At 44.1% G+C, this 16,467-nt stretch carries 11 protein-coding genes; 9 read left to right on the top strand and 2 right to left on the bottom strand.

From position 1 onward, the window contains the following. The first annotated feature begins 37 nt into the window (after positions 1-37). From ACO067_RS07220 to ACO067_RS07200, 5 genes are all read left to right on the top strand, one after another. Positions 38-2,947, top strand: coding sequence for a hypothetical protein (locus tag ACO067_RS07220; RefSeq protein ID WP_421872480.1), 2,910 nt, complete (start codon positions 38-40; stop codon positions 2,945-2,947). A gap of 27 nt (positions 2,948-2,974) precedes the next feature. Next, positions 2,975-3,814 (top strand): hypothetical protein, encoded by an 840-nt coding sequence (locus ACO067_RS07215; RefSeq protein WP_421872478.1) that lies wholly within the window; start codon positions 2,975-2,977, stop codon positions 3,812-3,814. 62 nt (positions 3,815-3,876) lie between these two features. After that, entirely contained in the window at positions 3,877-4,821 is a 945-nt protein-coding gene (locus ACO067_RS07210) for a hypothetical protein (protein WP_421872476.1), read from the top strand. 15 nt (positions 4,822-4,836) lie between these two features. After that, a complete protein-coding gene (locus ACO067_RS07205; RefSeq protein WP_421872474.1) occupies positions 4,837-5,724 on the top strand; it encodes a hypothetical protein in 888 nt (295 codons plus the stop codon). Then, positions 5,721-7,112, top strand: a complete 1,392-nt coding sequence (locus ACO067_RS07200) for a DUF4157 domain-containing protein (protein WP_421872472.1) — start codon at positions 5,721-5,723, stop codon at positions 7,110-7,112. The genes ACO067_RS07205 and ACO067_RS07200 overlap by 4 nt, the downstream gene beginning before the upstream one ends. Positions 7,113-7,144: 32 nt before the next feature. Here the strand turns inward: ACO067_RS07200 and ACO067_RS07195 are convergent, their stop codons facing one another. Then, positions 7,145-7,846: an anti-sigma factor family protein gene (locus ACO067_RS07195; RefSeq protein WP_421872470.1), complete on the bottom strand. Its 702-nt coding sequence runs from the start codon at positions 7,844-7,846 to the stop codon at positions 7,145-7,147. Further along, positions 7,839-8,426, bottom strand: a complete 588-nt coding sequence (locus ACO067_RS07190) for an RNA polymerase sigma factor (RefSeq protein ID WP_421872468.1) — start codon at positions 8,424-8,426, stop codon at positions 7,839-7,841. The genes ACO067_RS07195 and ACO067_RS07190 overlap by 8 nt, the downstream gene beginning before the upstream one ends. Before the next feature lie 255 nt (positions 8,427-8,681). Here ACO067_RS07190 and ACO067_RS07185 point away from each other — a divergent pair, with 255 nt between their 5' ends. From ACO067_RS07185 to ACO067_RS07170, 4 genes are all read left to right on the top strand, one after another. Next, positions 8,682-10,595 (top strand): CHAT domain-containing protein, encoded by a 1,914-nt coding sequence (locus ACO067_RS07185; protein WP_421872466.1) that lies wholly within the window; start codon positions 8,682-8,684, stop codon positions 10,593-10,595. Between the two features lie 81 nt (positions 10,596-10,676). Then, positions 10,677-11,051 carry a hypothetical protein gene (locus ACO067_RS07180; protein ID WP_421872463.1) on the top strand — a complete coding sequence of 125 codons (375 nt, stop codon included), beginning with the start codon at positions 10,677-10,679 and terminating at the stop codon, positions 11,049-11,051. A 57-nt stretch (positions 11,052-11,108) separates the two neighbouring features. Then, on the top strand, positions 11,109-15,359 hold the full coding sequence (locus ACO067_RS07175; protein ID WP_421872461.1) for a CusA/CzcA family heavy metal efflux RND transporter: 4,251 nt from the start codon (positions 11,109-11,111) through the stop codon (positions 15,357-15,359). Further along, the gene (locus ACO067_RS07170; RefSeq protein ID WP_421872459.1) at positions 15,359-16,456 is read left to right on the top strand and encodes an efflux RND transporter periplasmic adaptor subunit; all 1,098 of its coding nucleotides are present in this window, start codon (positions 15,359-15,361) and stop codon (positions 16,454-16,456) included. The genes ACO067_RS07175 and ACO067_RS07170 overlap by 1 nt, the downstream gene beginning before the upstream one ends. Positions 16,457-16,467 lie beyond the last annotated feature (11 nt).

Genomic DNA, 16,467 nt, shown 5'->3' with positions numbered 1-16,467 from the left:
CTATGAGTAAGATTTCAAAACCATTAAATAAACGATTATGAGTATTACCTACGACAAAGAATTGCAGGATTCTATCAAGGAATCTAATAATCAGTTGATAGATGAACAGAATCAACTGGACAATGCCAAACAGGCAGCCAAACTATCATTGTACTACTCGCATGGTGGTACTGAGAAAAACCAAAACAACTACCTCTCTATCAAAAAAGATGAAGCTAAAGCGCACTCGATCAACAAGAAGGCCGTAAAAGCGGATAATCTTGCCAACAATGCGGTCACTGCAGCTAAGCAGTCACTGATAGATGCGGGTAAAGCTACTAGCAATGTATCCACTGCCGCGGCTAATATGCAGATAGCAGCCAACGCCATCACCAAATTATCCAGTGACGTTGCGGCAATCTTGGCTGTGGCGAATGCGGCGGATTATGACAGTAAGATCCAGTGGTCTGTAGAAAGCGCTTACAAAAAAATCAAGAAGGCGGCACAGCTAGCGGAGAAGGTGAGTTTGATTTCCCTTCAAACCACAATAGAAGCATCACAATCCACAGCGAGTACGGTAGTAACGGATGCTGAAGCGGCTCTGGCTTCAGTCTCCAATTTTCATAAATCGTCTGCTGCCAGGTATGATTCGTTGGCCAACCAGGCGGTGGCCGCAAATGAGGCTTTGACTGCTGCTAAAAAGGTAGAGAAAAACGCCTCTGCATCTTTCGATATCAGCCGCATGAAAGATAAAGCCATTACCACCACCAGGGCTTTGATTAATCAGGTTTCCAACAACCGTATACTGTTGTTTGACCCTGTAAAGGAGTCTGAGAAAACCACTGTAAATCCTAAGCTGGATAAAGGGAAGCATCACCATCCGGGTGTGAAAGTTGGAGAATCTTACACCATTAAGTTTGACAGATTTCAAAACGAAAAAGATATTAAGAGCTACAAGGTCATCATGGCCAAATGGGATGGCGCAGAGGCATTTGATATCAACATAGCAAAAGACTTGCAGCCGGGAACTTACCTCCAAATACCGCCACAAGGTTACAGAGGATACGCTCGCACATTCTATTTGCTAGGCACCAATCAGGCGTATATCCTGGATGATCCCAAATATCCGGTGAAGGAAACAGTAGACGCTCAGGATTTTCAGCATTTGGATCACCGTGGAATAGCTGTGGATTATCAAGGCAAGCCTATCGAGCGAGGTGTTTATTACGTGGCTTTTGTATATGCCGAATTCACCGATGAGTTTGAGCGTACCACACAGAATGTAGATGGCATACTCTCACTACCTTCCAAAGATTTGATCCTGCAGGCTGATTTGCCAATGGCTCCAGCACCTAAACTTTATGAGCCCACTTTCGATTCGAGAAATTTTGCTGTACAGTTTACCACACCATTGAGAGCATACGATCCGGATCTCTATGAATACCGGATCATGCTGGTGCAGTCTGACAATGTGCAGTCTAACGAGACGAACAAACGGATCCAGGAAGCCGCAGATCAGTTATACCAGGCGGAGTACCACTACAATGCGGAGAGTCAGAAGCTGGATGAATGGCTGCAGGCACTTTATGAGCTGGAGGTGAAGTACAATACCTATCAGATTAATATTGAAAGTACTACAGAGCAGCTTGAAAACGTAGAGGAAAAGATTAAGGAGCTTGAGAAGAAAAAGGAAAAGGTGCCCAGGTCCCTACAGGCTGAAGTAAAGGAATTAAACAAGCAGTTGGACCACATGAAGGAGGACATCAAAAGTAATTTGGAGCAGCAGGATGATCTGGAATACCGAATCTACGGCAAAGCAGCCGAAAGTGATGACGACAAGATGGGCGGTCAGACAAAGGTAGTGGAGCAAGCCAAGGAGGACTATCAGACTGCTATTGATGACCTGGAAGCAATCAGTGCTAAAAAGACGTCCGATTTCATTTTTGATGAAGACCTCATGGCTACAGTGGAGCCCGCCAATTATTATGTGGCTACACCGATTTTGTCACAGTGGAGTAAAAAATCTGCGGATGAGACTCTGACTCAGAGAAATGAACAATTCAAACTGGTGGAAACCAAACTTGGCGACTTGATCGAAGATAAAGTGTTGGTCGACATCAAAGTAAAAAAGGCGGAGACTGATGTGTTCAATGCCAAAGAAGAGGTCCAGTTAGCCATCACGCAGCTCCAAAACAGAGAATCCGAATTGGACGATGCGGAACTCAAGCATCTCAAAAAGTCCAAAGGAACTAGTGATCAATCTTCGGAGGACGAGAGTAAGAAGGGGAAGGATGGGCTCGAAAAAGCCATAGAGAACCTGAAAAAAGCTCAAAAGGATGTTTTGGATAAGCAAGACAATCTGCATGAAAAAGAAATCACACTTCAGCAGGCAAACACGCTTAAGAGACAGTCCAGAGCGAGCGAGGAGGCATTGATTGGTAATTTCATTAAAGCTAAAAAGGCAAAGGCGATTGCAGAACGAATCAAGAAAATCGTGGCAAGTCAAGGGCCGATTGAGGAAGTCTTCAAAGATGGAGATCTGGAGATTGATGTGATCATCGAGCACAGAGATAAGAATGTCGTTTTTTACACGGAAGTCGGTGAGGACGCCACCGACAACTATGGAGAACCTCTCCAAATGAATCAGCACGACATGCTTGATTATGCACATAAGATCTATGAAGGTTTGTTTGCGGAGATCGAAGAGAAAATCAAGTCTGGAGATTTTAATGAGGATAAGATCAAAAAAGAAGTAGGTGATAAAACCAGGAAATTCCTGGAGGAACTGTCTGATGAGAAACTAACACGAATGATACCACCTAAGGATAAATCTAAGGATATCAGCTATCAGGCGATGGTTTATACAGCACTCAAATCCACGAATGTAGAAGATGTGCTGGTCTATAAGCCAGCTAGCTCACCTTACTCAGACAATCATCACGTCGGATCATTGTATCAGATATCATAACTAGTTGAGAACTAAAATTTAAATCAAATGAAAAATAAAGATAGCAAAGTCAAAATGACTCCATCCAGAAAATACAAGAAGGTATTTGAGGATATCACGGCAGAAAAAACCTCCCGAATCAAACACCTCAAGCGAAAGGTTCAGGATGCCAAAAAGCAACTAGCCGAAGCTGAGGCAAAGTACGAGTCATTCGAGTCCAAAGCGGAGCTCTTTCAGAACCTACTGGCACAGGCTACAAATCGACTGACAGTTCTCACCAGTGAGGACAATCTTGTATCTGATTCCAGTCAGAAAGTAAAATCGCTGTACAACACCGCATCGGTATCCATAGTCACAGCCAATGATACCTATGCCGACACTAAGTCTCTACTGGACAATGTCCAAAAGGTGGTTGAAGCCACATTGGCTGCTGCCACTGAGATCACACTAGCCGCAGAGCGCATTATGAAGCGCAAGGCAGCAAACCCGTTGATATCCTCTCAGCTGGTAACGGATGCCTCTCAGGCAGCAACTGATGCCAATAAGGCCGTTTCCCTAATTATCAATACCCTCACTTCTACGTTTAATGCGCTATCCACGGCCAATCAAGCCAACAATACCGCTGAAATTGTGCAGACTGAAATTGAGTACCTCAAGGAACTCATTGTGGGAGCTGATGACTCCTCTGACAATCAAGTCACTCCAATACAGTCCGAAGTGAAGGAGTTGTATTTAGGTGCCAGAGATCTGGAAAAAGAAGCACAGATGGCTAGTGATCAGGCTAACCAACAGATGGTGAAAGCCAAAAATGATCTCACCCGAGCTACTGCTAACCTGAGCAACGCTGAATCTGCGCTCAATGCAGCAGAAGCAGCTGTGGGGAGTTGATTTAGAATGGTTACGGATCCATATAGTTATCTTCATGGATCCGTAACCTTAACGCTCGATAAATGAAAAACCTGGAACCTCTGTACAAGACCCTGTTTCACAATACCAATGGGTTTGTTTTAAACTGGCCTATCGGCAAGAATGTGCGTATTGGAGATTTTTTTTCCATGTCCGACAAGCGAATCAATGTGGTGGGTAATATTTATGACTCATACTTTCAGCTGGACATCAAAGACAAGTTCGCTTCGGATATTCAGAGTTTTGCAGCGCCAGTCTTAGAGCCATTTATTGAGAGTGTGGGTGTTTGGGAGTCTTTTGTACCACTGCCGCATATCTGGCAGCTGGAGATGGGGTGTGACTCCAACTATCTGAGTAAAAAAATGCTCACTCCGCACAAAAAGAAGGTAAATCCGCCGGAAGTTAACCAGTATATTACCACCTTGAGTGAACCCGGCAGCTTCTTTCTGGTCTGTAAGGATGTGCAATACTTAAGAATGCCGCATTTCAAAGCAATCAGGCATGAAGTGATCAGGAGGTTGACGACAGAGTTCTTCAACTTCAATAAAATATTTCTCATCACCGAAATAGCGCTTATTAGAGAATTGTCCTATGGAGTAAGTAAAACAGATAATGCAGAGGTGATTTTTTCGCTGGATACTTATCCAAATGGGGACCTGACTGACTTGTTGATTTCTGAGCAACCATTTGATGTGGAGCGGGCAGTAGGACTTGAACACCTGAAGCTCCGGGCAAAGGGTGGCGCATTAGCATTCAAAGCCAAAAAAATGCAGTTGTCGCTAAAAGCCAGGGACATACTCATCAGAGAAATCGCTCAATCCTCTGAGGCACAAATTCAAAAGTATGCGGTGAATCTCATGGACAGTGAGCTGTTTCATTTATTCCCAAAGATTGAGATTAACCCAGCCAACGCCAATGAGTTTTTTGAATGGACGGAGTTGAGTTTGGAGGACGTAGAGCATTTTCTAGGAATGGGGCCGACGGATTAACAGCTAAATGAGAGAATGATGCTAACAACTTCCCAACAGAATGAGCGTGTAAAGTCCGTGTCTATTGCGAACAGTCTTTCTCCAAAGAGTTGTGGTAAGAATTCTCAGGCTGTGATACAACGGGTAATTCGAAGCTCTCCACTAGGGCCAGGTCAATTGTTTTTTCCTGCTGGTAGGTCAGGGAGACATAATTCAGCGGCTAACCGACGAGCTCTTGCTGGAATCATAGCTCATAGAGCCGCTAATCCTAATCCCATGCTTCGACATGTGAACAATGAATTTGAAATGGGAGCTGTACCAGGGGCACTGCATATTGCCCATCACATCTCAGATGAAAATGTGCAGGCAAGAGTAGCGACTGCCGCCAATCAGCATAACCTGGGAAATCCGGCTGCCTGGGTTCCTGTGATGAACATGATAGCAGGAATCAACCCCGCAGCATCCCCAGTGCCATTGCCATTGCCATTTACAGCGGCAGCTAATGCCGCTTTTGCTCAAGCGAATGCCAGGTTAGCAGCTATTACGGCCATTGGAGGGGCAATACCTCATAATCCGGCCTCCCGTTCACATTTGACCGCACTGGCAAGTGCTATTGCTAATAGCCCGATGAATTTACATTATGGGTTAGGTCAGACGAATATGAGTATTGGACAACATGGGGATCCGAATAGTTTTCCAGTTGGAGCGCCAGGTCCACTTACCAGAAGGTTATCTTGGCGTTCCTTACGCATGGCGGCTAGTGCAGGTCCTGCGAATCTCCACTATCGAACACATGCAGCGGCTGCAGCTATGCCAGGGACAGTGGCAGCTGCTCATGCGGCTACTTTTGTGGCACCGGGGCCATTACCAGCCCCAGTTGTGCATAGCTCTGGTTCTTCCACCTTTTTCACAGCTTTACAATGAAGAAATTAAATCGTGATTTAGTGAATCAACCGAACCATTCGGTTGCCAATTCAATAGCCCAGCGCAAGCCAAACAACACTGGCCTGCCCGATAATCTAAAGTCAGGAATAGAGAATCTCTCAGGACACTCATTGGATGATGTGAAAGTTCACTACAATTCACCACGCCCTGCACAACTTCAAGCGCATGCTTTTGCACAAGGCAATCAGATCCACCTGTCTCCAGGCCAGGAAAAGCATCTGCCACATGAGGCCTGGCATGTGGTGCAGCAGAAGCAAGGAAGGGTCAAACCTACCATGCAAATGAAATCCGCAGTGCCGATAAATGATGATCCGGGATTGGAGAAAGAGGCAGATGTGATGGGAGTTAGAGCACAAGCTAACTCATTCGGTCCTAGCCATCGAAGACTAACGTCAGTATCAAGTATGGGACCTATACAAATGATGCCTCAAAACAGGAATGAGTACGATTATACAGTTAAATATTTCCACAATGGTCGTGAGCCTCTTCCCGAACACGTCCTTAATTTTCTTGGCTTATTACATGACTACAAGCGCTCGGATATTAAGATGCCTGCTACTAAAAAGTTGATTTTTAAGATCAATGAGGACCTAAAAAAGGAGGAACTTTTAAAAGAATTGAAAGATTTATGCATGAAAATTGACCCAGAGCATGGCGCCACCAGGTGGCAATTCATCTTACAGCACCTCAAAAGTGGGACGGCTGATGAGATCAAAGAATACCATAGCTTCGCAAGTCGATGGTTTGGATCTGATGGTCGGGTGGTCAAATATGGAGCAATCGGCACTACCTTGGGTGTGCAATCCATCACTCAGGCAGTAATGGGTAATCAAGTTTCTTCGGCCGCTTTTGGTATGAGAGGGCTCATCCATGAAGTAAAACTCTATGTCCAGCATGGTATCAGTCTCCATCACAAGATAGAGCACCCTGGGGCATTCAGAATGTTGACTCAGGGTTTGAGTCTACTTTTTGAAACGGCCAAGTTCTTCGAAACATGGACTCCAAAAGGGATTATTTCTGATAAAGATAAAGTGAGAATGGTTTCGAATGTTATTAAGAAGATTCGTGCTGCTTTGATGTTTTTGAAAGAGGCTATTCACACCATTCATCCAATCAATCTGGCACCTATTGATAGGTATTTCAACTCAGTGACCGGCGTTATTGAAACAATTATCAATTTCGCATCATTATCAGATGAACATCTCACAGCAGACGTTATTGGCAACATAGCCAAGTTACTTAGGCATGTATTAGGTGGGGCCTGGGATTTTGTTAAGACGATCTATGCGAGTATTAGGGATTACCTGAGTGCACCAGCTCAGCCGGTGGGAGCTGACCCTGCCATGGCAATGGATCATGTTATTTGATCAACCTTAGCTAAATGATATGCACAGGGGAATCACTCACTCGTTATCTCTGATGACTTTTTAGCTTCTTGTTGTTTAGCTCTTTGCAAAAGTTCTAAATACTTCTGCGCCTGTTGCTGAAATACATGACTTGAGTCTTCAGATAGTACTTTTAGCACGGGTTCTGCTTGATCAAATTCCCGAAGAGCTAAATAGCTAACTCCCAGTAAGAATCGAGCTGTATAGTTAGTAGAATCTGCTGCTACTGCTAATTCCAGGCGCCGGGTGGCACTAATATAATTTTTATCATTATAGTCTTCCCAGCCATTGACAAAGGCTGTATCCATCTGATCTTTGGCTAGTGCTTCATCAAGACTCCTGCCTCTGATCTGATCTGGCATTTCATAGTGTTCAAAATTATCCGCGAAATAGTCCTCTTCACGCTGTGTTTGTACGATCATCCAGCCAATAACTCCCGCCACCAGCAATAACGAAATCACAGCAGCCAATCTCCAGTTTTGGTTAGTCTGCTTGGGTTGACCAAAATAGTTGAGTTCTGCTTCTTGGATCAGTCGCTTAAAGCTGTTGTACTCACTCTTGGGATCTACCACGTCTATCAGCTCCAGTGAAACTTTGAGTTCTTTTCTGAGGTCAGGATTTTCTTCCAGATGAGAATTGAACTGTTCTCTTTCCAGGTCGGACATTTCTCTGGTAAGAAAACGATCGATGAGCTCCAGTCGCTCTTTTCTATTCATAGCCCATTACCAGTTTATATTCAGGATCGGATTCTATTAGTTTAATCAGGCTTTCTTTACAGTTGAATTTTCTTTTTTTGGTGTAGGACACACTGGCAAAACTGAGCCTCTCTGTAATGATTTTCATAGAGATACCGCTCAAGTACATCTTCAGCAGTTCCTGACACTTGGCACTAAGTTCGCTGAATTTACGAGTATAAAATTTGTATCGCTCCATTTTTAAGACCGCATCCTCTATCTCTTCCTGAGCTATACTCAGGTCATCTACTGGTTCAAAGTGTTTATCCTTTTTATCTCTCAATTTCTTCCTCCAGATATTCTGACTTACGGCATGTAGGTAGGTCTTGAATTGACATGTTAGCTCAAAATCCTTATTGCTGACGTTCTGGAAGATTGCCATCATAGCATCCTGAAATACGTCCTTGGCATCATCCTCTGATCCAGAGTTTTTGATCACGTGCGATTTGATGTATGGATAGTACTCCTGGTAGATAAAGTTCAGGGTGGTCTTTTTACCTACCCTTAGATCATCGATGATCTTCTGATCCTTATCTTTTCTTATAAATTCAATACTTAACATTTGAATAGTACCAAGCGGTTCAATGGATAGATTAATTGTATGTGATTTTATGTTTTTCTTCTTTCATTCAAAACTTTTTTGATATAAATTATTCAACACTCTAGTTAGAAAATAACACCGCCCATGATTTTATTACTCGCTCTCAGAAGGGGATTCCTTTCTCTTGGATACCCATCTCATCTTTTTAAAAGCGTCATATGCTATATTATTTTACTGGCTATTTCAACAGGAGCATTCTCAGTGCAGAAGGGCACTATGGAAAAGCTCAGCTCCTACCTGGCAATCTACTGGGAAGGCCAGCCGAATAACCTCCAATTGCTGTTGAGAGCCATTGAATCTTCCGATACTTCCGCGGTTGAAAATGAGTTGTTCTCGGCTTATCTATCAAATGACCTGCAGTTTGATTCTTCCCAATCCTATCAGCCTGAGGATGGAGCTTATGAGCCACTGTTAACTGAAGTGGGGAGGTTGACATCTGCCGTAAATAAATGGGGCAATGACTCTCTGAGGCTCCAGCTCCACACGCTTCAGGTTCACTTACAAAGCGATTTATTCATGCAAGATACTTTGAAGCACAACTGGCTTAGTATTCCAGTCACCGATAGGAAATACCGGCTGGCAACTCTACAGTTTCAATATCTCCAGATAAGGCTAAAAGTGGCATGCATAAGGCATCAGAGCCGACACATTTCACAGACTGTACTTGAACAGGAAGTAATGCTGGTTTTGGATCGAATCAAACAACAGTATATGGGAGGATTTTTTAATAGCTATCGAAAAAATAGGGTGACAAGAGAATATCCGCTGCTTGATCAAATTCTTACGAGCCATACACTTGGTCCAGCGGTTATCAATAGGGTGTTTGATGTGAGTCGAATGGGCGAGTATCGGCTGAATCGGTCAATGGTGAACTCTGGAGATATTCATTCTAAACTGTTTTACCATGCTTTGTATCATCTGGATCCTTTGGAACTAAGGCTATATTCCGGGACCTTATCAAGTATAGATACCTTGTTACTGTTGACTCGTAAGAGAGCGGTGTTGAGAGATAAGTACGAATTGCTATCGACAAGTCTAAAATCAGCAGATGACAACAGCTCATTTCCTGTGTCAGATGGAAAAACGCTCATTCGCTACTTTGACAGTGGTACCAATCTTTTTCAGTTAGTTGAAACAAGTGAAGGGCTGAATCTGACATCTTACTCTAAAAAAAAACTTCTCCCTATTATATCTGAAGTAAAAGAAGCATTTAATCGACCTGCTACTGTATTTCTGGGTCAGCACTCGCAGAACTTAAAGTCTCATTTGGCAGATCTTTATGGTTTTTTGTTTGGCCAAAATGGTGAGACCACTCTTACAAAAGAAGTTATGGTTGACCCAGATGGAATGGTCATTGGCTTGCCGATGGAAATACTCATTGACCAAACTGGACATTACTTACTAGATCACCATCTTTTCTCTTATTCCAATGGACGATCGATTCGTGCCCAAAGGCTTTTTGATAAGCACATGGCAGTTATTGGACCACATTTTCAAAATGAACAATTGCAGTTAGAGTGGGCCGAAAAAGAGGTTGAGTACATAGCTGGATCTTTCCATCACACGTCGATATTGAATGCTTTTTCTGAGCTTGAAACGCAAAGTTTTGAGTTGATTCATTTGGCCACACACCAGCTATGGGATCCATCTGGCAGGCCTGTGCTGCTATTGCCAGACTCCATTTTTAGGAATGATTTTTTCCATTTGAATGCCCCACCTTCACAGTTGATACTGAGTGCTTGTTCGTCATCGGGTGGTGAACCAGTGAGTGGTGAATACAACAAAAGCTTTCAATCCAGAGGACATGAGGTTGGAGTGAATAGCGTTATCTCCAGCCTTTGGGACGTAGAGGATCATGCCACCGCTGACATCATGGATCGTTATTACAGATACTTTGCCGATGGTATTAACTCGGCCGAAGCTTTGAACAGGTCCAAAAAGAGTTATGTAGATCATGCTGATCAGTTTTATCAGCATCCCGTGTTTTGGGCTTCATTTACTCATTCGGGAGATCATTTGCGGTTATCCAACAGCATGACTTTTCCATATTTCTGGTTCATTTCCATAATGGCTTTGGGGTTTTTGCTAATGATTATCTATTTACCGGTTAAAGTGAGAATTAGCTACTAGGTCAGATCAAATGGTTATTTTCATCATTATGCAACTCCTGTTACCAACCATTTTCTTAATTCTTCGTTAATTTGCAAGATCATGAGAAAAAAAGGATCACATATCTTTTTGTGGATACCACTCTTGCTATTGATGTTGCATTCCATTACGCCACATCATCATGTAAGTGTGCGAGAGAGCCTTTCATTATCTCAGTCTCATGAATGTCCAAGTAATTTTCTAAGTGACATATTCCAGTTTGATCTGGGCAACAATCATTTGGAAGAGTTTGAAATTCTAAAAACTCAACCCGATGTGTCTGTGGATCTAATACAGGTTGCAGAAATTGTCATGGACTTTGAAGAGGTTGGAGATGATGTTGAGAAACCAAATCACACCGAGGTTTCTTTACCCGTCAATCACCAGTATTTAGTCGGAAGTCACACCTTACGAGCCCCTCCCGCCATTATAGTTTGATCTTATTGCCATTGATGGCAACCAGTATTTAGTATCAAATTATAATCATCATTTTACATGTTTCAACAAATCATTGCTTATTCGGTAAAGAATAAGTTGATCGTATTTTTGTTGGTTCTTTTAATCGTCATTGGAGGAGTTTATTCCATGCGTGGGATACCGCTAGATGCGGTGCCAGATATTACCAACAATCAGGTGCAGGTGGTCACCGTATCACCAACCCTTGCTGCTGAGGAAGTAGAGCAGCTTATCACATTCCCAATCGAGGCTTCCATTTCCAATTTGCCAGGCGTGCGGGAAATACGCTCCATCTCACGCTATGGTCTTTCGGTGATTACGGTGGTGGTAGAGGAGGACATGCCCATGCTCGATGCTCGTCAGTATGTCAAAGAACAACTGAGTGTGGTAGAGATTCCTCCTGGTTTAGGGAATCCTGAACTCATGCCGATTACCACGGGTCTAGGCGAAATCTACCAGTATGTGTTGGAGGTAGAACCTGGCTATGAGGAGCGCTATGATAATATGGAACTTCGAACCATTCAGGATTGGATTGTCAAACGTCAACTGGCGGGAATCCCTGGTGTGATCGAAGTAAGTAGTTTCGGTGGCTACCTCAAACAGTACCAGATTGCTGTAGATCCAGAGAAGCTGTACTCTCTTAAGCTCACGGTTACAGACGTGCTCGCAGCAATTGAGCAAAACAATGAAAACTCCGGCGGGAGCTATATTGAAGACGGTACTGGAGCACTATACATCCGAACTTTCGGTCGGGTAGAGGCTTTGGAGGACATTGAAAGTATTTTGATCGCTCAAAAAGGCAAACTTCCTGTCTACGTTCGAGATGTAGCGACTGTCAACTACGGAAGCCCCAATCGCTATGGCGCTATGACCATGGATGGAAAAGGTGAAGTAGTAGGTGGCATCACGCTCATGCTCAAAGGAAGTAACTCCTCGGCGACCATTGCCAATGTGCAAACTAGAGTGGAAGAGATTTCATCTGCTTTGCCAGAGGGTGTGAAAATATATCCTTACCTCGATCGATCCGAACTCATCGGTCGAGCAATTGATACAGTGGAGAAAAACCTGATCGAAGGGGGATTGATCGTCATTTTTGTTTTAGTGCTGCTTTTGGGCAACTGGCGTGGAGGAATAATTGTAGCCTCGGTTATCCCTCTTTCCATGCTGTTTGCCTTCATGCTCATGCGTTATTTTGGTGTCTCGGCAAACCTGATGTCTCTCGGAGCAATTGATTTTGGAATAGTGGTAGATGGAGCCGTGATCATCGTGGAAGGTGTACTTCATGCGCTATATACCAATCATGTGGGTAGGCAACTAAGCCAGCAGGAGATGGACGATGAAGTTATTAATACCTCTGGGAAAATTTACAATTCAGCAGCATTCGGGGTGTTGATTATCCTGGTGGTGTTTGTGCCGATCATGACGCTCACAGGTATTGAAGGAAAGATGTTTCGTCCGATGGCTTACACCGTGAGCTTCGCCATATTTGGAGCGATGATCTTGTCACTTACCTATGTGCCAGTCATTAGCTCCATGCTTCTGAGCAAAAAGATCAAGGACCATCATACCTTCTCTGATAAGATTGTCGAATTCATCCGGTCCTTGTATCGGCCATCGTTGGAGGCAGCTTTGAAGTTTCCGAAGTTAGTCATTGGGCTGGCTATCGCTTTCTTGTTCTCAGCCATTGTCCTATTCATGCGCATGGGTGGGGAATTCATCCCCACTCTGGAAGAAGGGGACCTGGCCATGCAAATGACGATCCAGCCTGGTAGCTCACTGAGTGAAAGCATTCGCACGAGTACCAAGGCTGAAAAAATCCTGTTGGACAACTTCCCTGAAGTAAAACATGTGGTTTCTAAAATTGGTACTGCGGAGGTTCCTACAGACCCCATGGCGATTGAGGATGCAGATATCATGATCATCCTGGCACCGAAAGATGAATGGGAAACGACAGATAACCGGGAAGACCTGGTAGCAGCCATGAAAGAAAAGCTCTCCATCATCGTAGGAGCTTCTTTTGATTTTACCCAGCCGATACAGCTCCGATTCAACGAGCTGATGACCGGTGCCAAAACAGATATTGCGATTCAGATATTTGGAGAGAGCACGGAAAGGCTGGCGGCTTTGGCCAATGAAACTGCGGAGATGATCCGTGACATCAATGGCGTGGGTGATGTGAAGGTGGAGCAAACCGAAGGACTACCACAGCTGATGATTACCTACGATCGACGCATGTTGGCACAATATGGCGTTTCGGTAAGTGAGGTAAATACCATCATCAAATCAGCGTATGCCGGAGTGACAGCTGGTCAGGTTTTCGAAAACGAACGCCAGTTTGATCTGGTGGTGCGGTATAAAGACCAATTTAGGTCTTCTTTCGATTTAAGTAAACTGTGGGTGCGAACAGATCATGGAAGCCTGATCCCTTTGAGTCAGGTAGCTCAAGCAACTTATCGTGAGAGTCCGTTGCAAATCTCTAGAGAACAAGCCAAGCGCCGAATCAATGTGGGTGTCAACGTTCGTAATCGGGATGTGGCCAGCCTGGTTGCAGATCTTCAGGATCGAATAGGATCAGAACTGCGATTGCCTCCAGGTTATCGGGTGACCTATGGTGGCCAGTTTGAAAACCTGGAGCAGGCCAAGGGAAGGCTGCAAATAGCCGTACCATTGGCGCTGCTGATGATCCTCATCTTGCTGTATTTCACCTTCAAAACGGTTTCAGACTCATTGATCATCTTCATGGCAGTTCCTTTTTCGGCTATAGGAGGTGTTTATGCTCTATGGCTGAGGGATATGCCTTTTAGTATTTCCGCCGGTGTTGGCTTCATTGCCTTGTTCGGGGTGTCGGTGCTCAATGGGATTGTGTTGATTCAGTATTACAAACAGTTGCAAGAGGAGGAGGATCTTTCGTTAACCGAACTGGTGATGCGTGGAGGTTTGGTCAGAATGCGGCCTGTGATCATGACCGCAGCGGTTGCCTCGTTAGGGTTTTTACCGATGGCATTATCTACTACAGCTGGAGGTGAAGTGCAGCGACCACTCGCTACCGTAGTGATCGGCGGGTTAGTAACTTCCACACTGCTAACCCTGATCGTTCTGCCGGTGATTTATCGATTAGTGCACGAAAGAAAATTAAAGATGAATAAAGGCTTAATGATTTTGCTTTTACTCGGAATAGGCATTCAAGCAAACGCCCAAACGACCATGAAAGAGGCAGAAACTCGAGCAATGAGTTACTACAATTCGGTGCAGTTAGCAGACCTGGACATTGCGGCAAGCAAAGCACAGAAAAAACAGGTGTACAATCCTGGAAACTTGAATGTGGGGGTTTCCTACGGTGAGATCAATGCCGGAGTGAATGATTACAACATTTCGATCATGCAGTCGCTTGGTAATATCCCTCAATCGGTAGCTCAGGCTAAGGCTTCTGGCATTGCCGTGGAGATGGCGGAGGTCAATAAGTTACTGGTACAGCGATGGTTGGTCAATCATACTCGAAATACTTACCTCAGCTGGGTGAGTTCGGGACTTAAGTATGAATTGATCGGGGAACAGATGCAATTGTACATGGAGCTCAATGAAACTGCTGAACGAGCCGTGATAGCCGGTGACCGTAGCTCACTGGAGACCACACTCATCCGGCAGGAGTATACCAGTCTGAAAAATGAAGTGATAGCTGCTCGTCTTGAATATGAAACACAAAGGAGTCAACTGGTAGAGCTGACAGGTATTCCTGCGGATAGCTTACAGCTCCCAGAGGATTTACCCGTTGTTCAGTGGAATGGAGACACCACACTGGCATCTGTGTTTCGGGAGCTTTACGCCAAGCGAGCAGAACTTGGAGATCAGCAAGTCCGGGCGTCTAAACTAGGTTATTTCCCATCTTTTAGTGTGGGGTATTTTAACCAGCAGTTGGAGCAAGTTTCCGGATTTCAGGGAGTACAGTTTGGCGTATCATTACCACTTTGGTTCAAGCCACAGCAATCCAAAGTGCAGCAATCAGAGGTGGTAGCTCGGCAGACCGTGCTGGAAAATGAAATGAAACTGAACCAACTCGAGCAAGGCTTGCGGTCAAAACTCACCGTGCTCAGATCATTTGAACTGGAAAAGACACGAGCTTCTGATACCCAGATGATCGTAGAGGCCCGAAATGCATTAGATGCCGGAGAAATCGATTTGTTTGATTTCACGCGTTTTGTTAATCAGCATTTTTCGGCTGAAAAGAGCGCCATAGATGTACGAGCTCAGTATTATAAAATCATTGCAGACATTAAATATTACACAGAATAATGAAACCGATTATCTATATCCTTTCACTGATAACTCTCCTTTGGAGTTGCAGTGAAACCCCTACCGAATCCATTTCTGAAGAAACTACAACTGATTTGATCACTTTAACAGCCGATCAAATGACTTACAATAAGATTGCCACGGGCAGACTGGAGCGAGGACCACTCTATCACAAAATCAAGGCAACTGGAATGGTAGACGTACCACCTAATCATTCCATCAAATTGTCTTCACCTTTGGAGGCATACATTGCTGATTTGTATGTATTGCCAGGTGATCGTGTGACCAAAGGACAGGTGATCGCACAGTTGAATCACCCATCAGTTGCTCAGGTGCAAAAGGACTATTTATCCACTCGAGCAGAGCTATCTTTTGTAGAAAAGGACCTTCGCAGAAAGGAAGGTTTATTAGATGGGAATGCCGTCTCTCAGAAATCCTACGATCAGTTAAAAAGTCAGGTTACGGAGGTGTCGGCACGGTTGAAGTCATTAGAAGCTGAGTTGAATCGGTTGGGGATCAATGCTTCGACTGTATCTGATGAAAACATCACCCAGACACTTAAACTGAAGGCGCCGATATCAGGAGTAATCACGGATATGTACAGAAAAACTGGTGAGTATGTGAGTGCAGCCGATCCAATTGTAAGCATACTGAATAGAGATCATGAACACATAGAACTGCAGGTATTTCAACATGAATTAAACAAGGTGAAGAAAGGAATGCCGGTCAATTTGCTCCTGGCAGGAGGTGATGAGGTGTATGATGGGGAAGTGTTTTTAGTCAATACTCAGCTAGATAAAGAAACCTTGTCTGCCAATATTCATGTGCATCCTGGTGAAAACTTTCCGGATATGGCCATCAATTCGGTCGTATTTGGAGAAATCATTTACCAGACGGATACGACCTATCGAGTTCCAAAGTCTGAATTGATCCGACAGGGAAATGCTTTTTTCATTTTCCAAAAGGAGGGCGATGGATTCAGGAAAGTGGAAGTGGAAACAGGGTTTGATGATGGTGAAAACGTAGAGCTGATTGGTCCTAAGGAGCTTTTTGACAAAGAAATTGTGATTAAAGGGAATTATTATCTGAATGGGTAGAAATGAAAATT

The organism is Marinoscillum sp. (assembly GCF_965229915.1).
GTDB lineage: Bacteria > Bacteroidota > Bacteroidia > Cytophagales > Cyclobacteriaceae > Marinoscillum.
This window is presented reverse-complemented; position numbering and strand designations above follow the sequence as displayed.

Bases quoted from the DNA above. Each gene is read 5' to 3' on its own strand.
- ACO067_RS07220 (WP_421872480.1), top strand. From the start codon at position 38: ATGAGTATTACCTACGACAAAGAATTGCAGGATTCTATCAAGGAATCT.
- ACO067_RS07215 (WP_421872478.1), top strand. From the start codon at position 2,975: ATGAAAAATAAAGATAGCAAAGTCAAAATGACTCCATCCAGAAAATAC.
- ACO067_RS07210 (WP_421872476.1), top strand. From the start codon at position 3,877: ATGAAAAACCTGGAACCTCTGTACAAGACCCTGTTTCACAATACCAAT.
- ACO067_RS07205 (WP_421872474.1), top strand. From the start codon at position 4,837: ATGATGCTAACAACTTCCCAACAGAATGAGCGTGTAAAGTCCGTGTCT.
- ACO067_RS07200 (WP_421872472.1), top strand. From the start codon at position 5,721: ATGAAGAAATTAAATCGTGATTTAGTGAATCAACCGAACCATTCGGTT.
- ACO067_RS07195 (WP_421872470.1), bottom strand. From the start codon at position 7,846: ATGAATAGAAAAGAGCGACTGGAGCTCATCGATCGTTTTCTTACCAGA.
- ACO067_RS07190 (WP_421872468.1), bottom strand. From the start codon at position 8,426: ATGTTAAGTATTGAATTTATAAGAAAAGATAAGGATCAGAAGATCATC.
- ACO067_RS07185 (WP_421872466.1), top strand. From the start codon at position 8,682: ATGGAAAAGCTCAGCTCCTACCTGGCAATCTACTGGGAAGGCCAGCCG.
- ACO067_RS07180 (WP_421872463.1), top strand. From the start codon at position 10,677: ATGAGAAAAAAAGGATCACATATCTTTTTGTGGATACCACTCTTGCTA.
- ACO067_RS07175 (WP_421872461.1), top strand. From the start codon at position 11,109: ATGTTTCAACAAATCATTGCTTATTCGGTAAAGAATAAGTTGATCGTA.
- ACO067_RS07170 (WP_421872459.1), top strand. From the start codon at position 15,359: ATGAAACCGATTATCTATATCCTTTCACTGATAACTCTCCTTTGGAGT.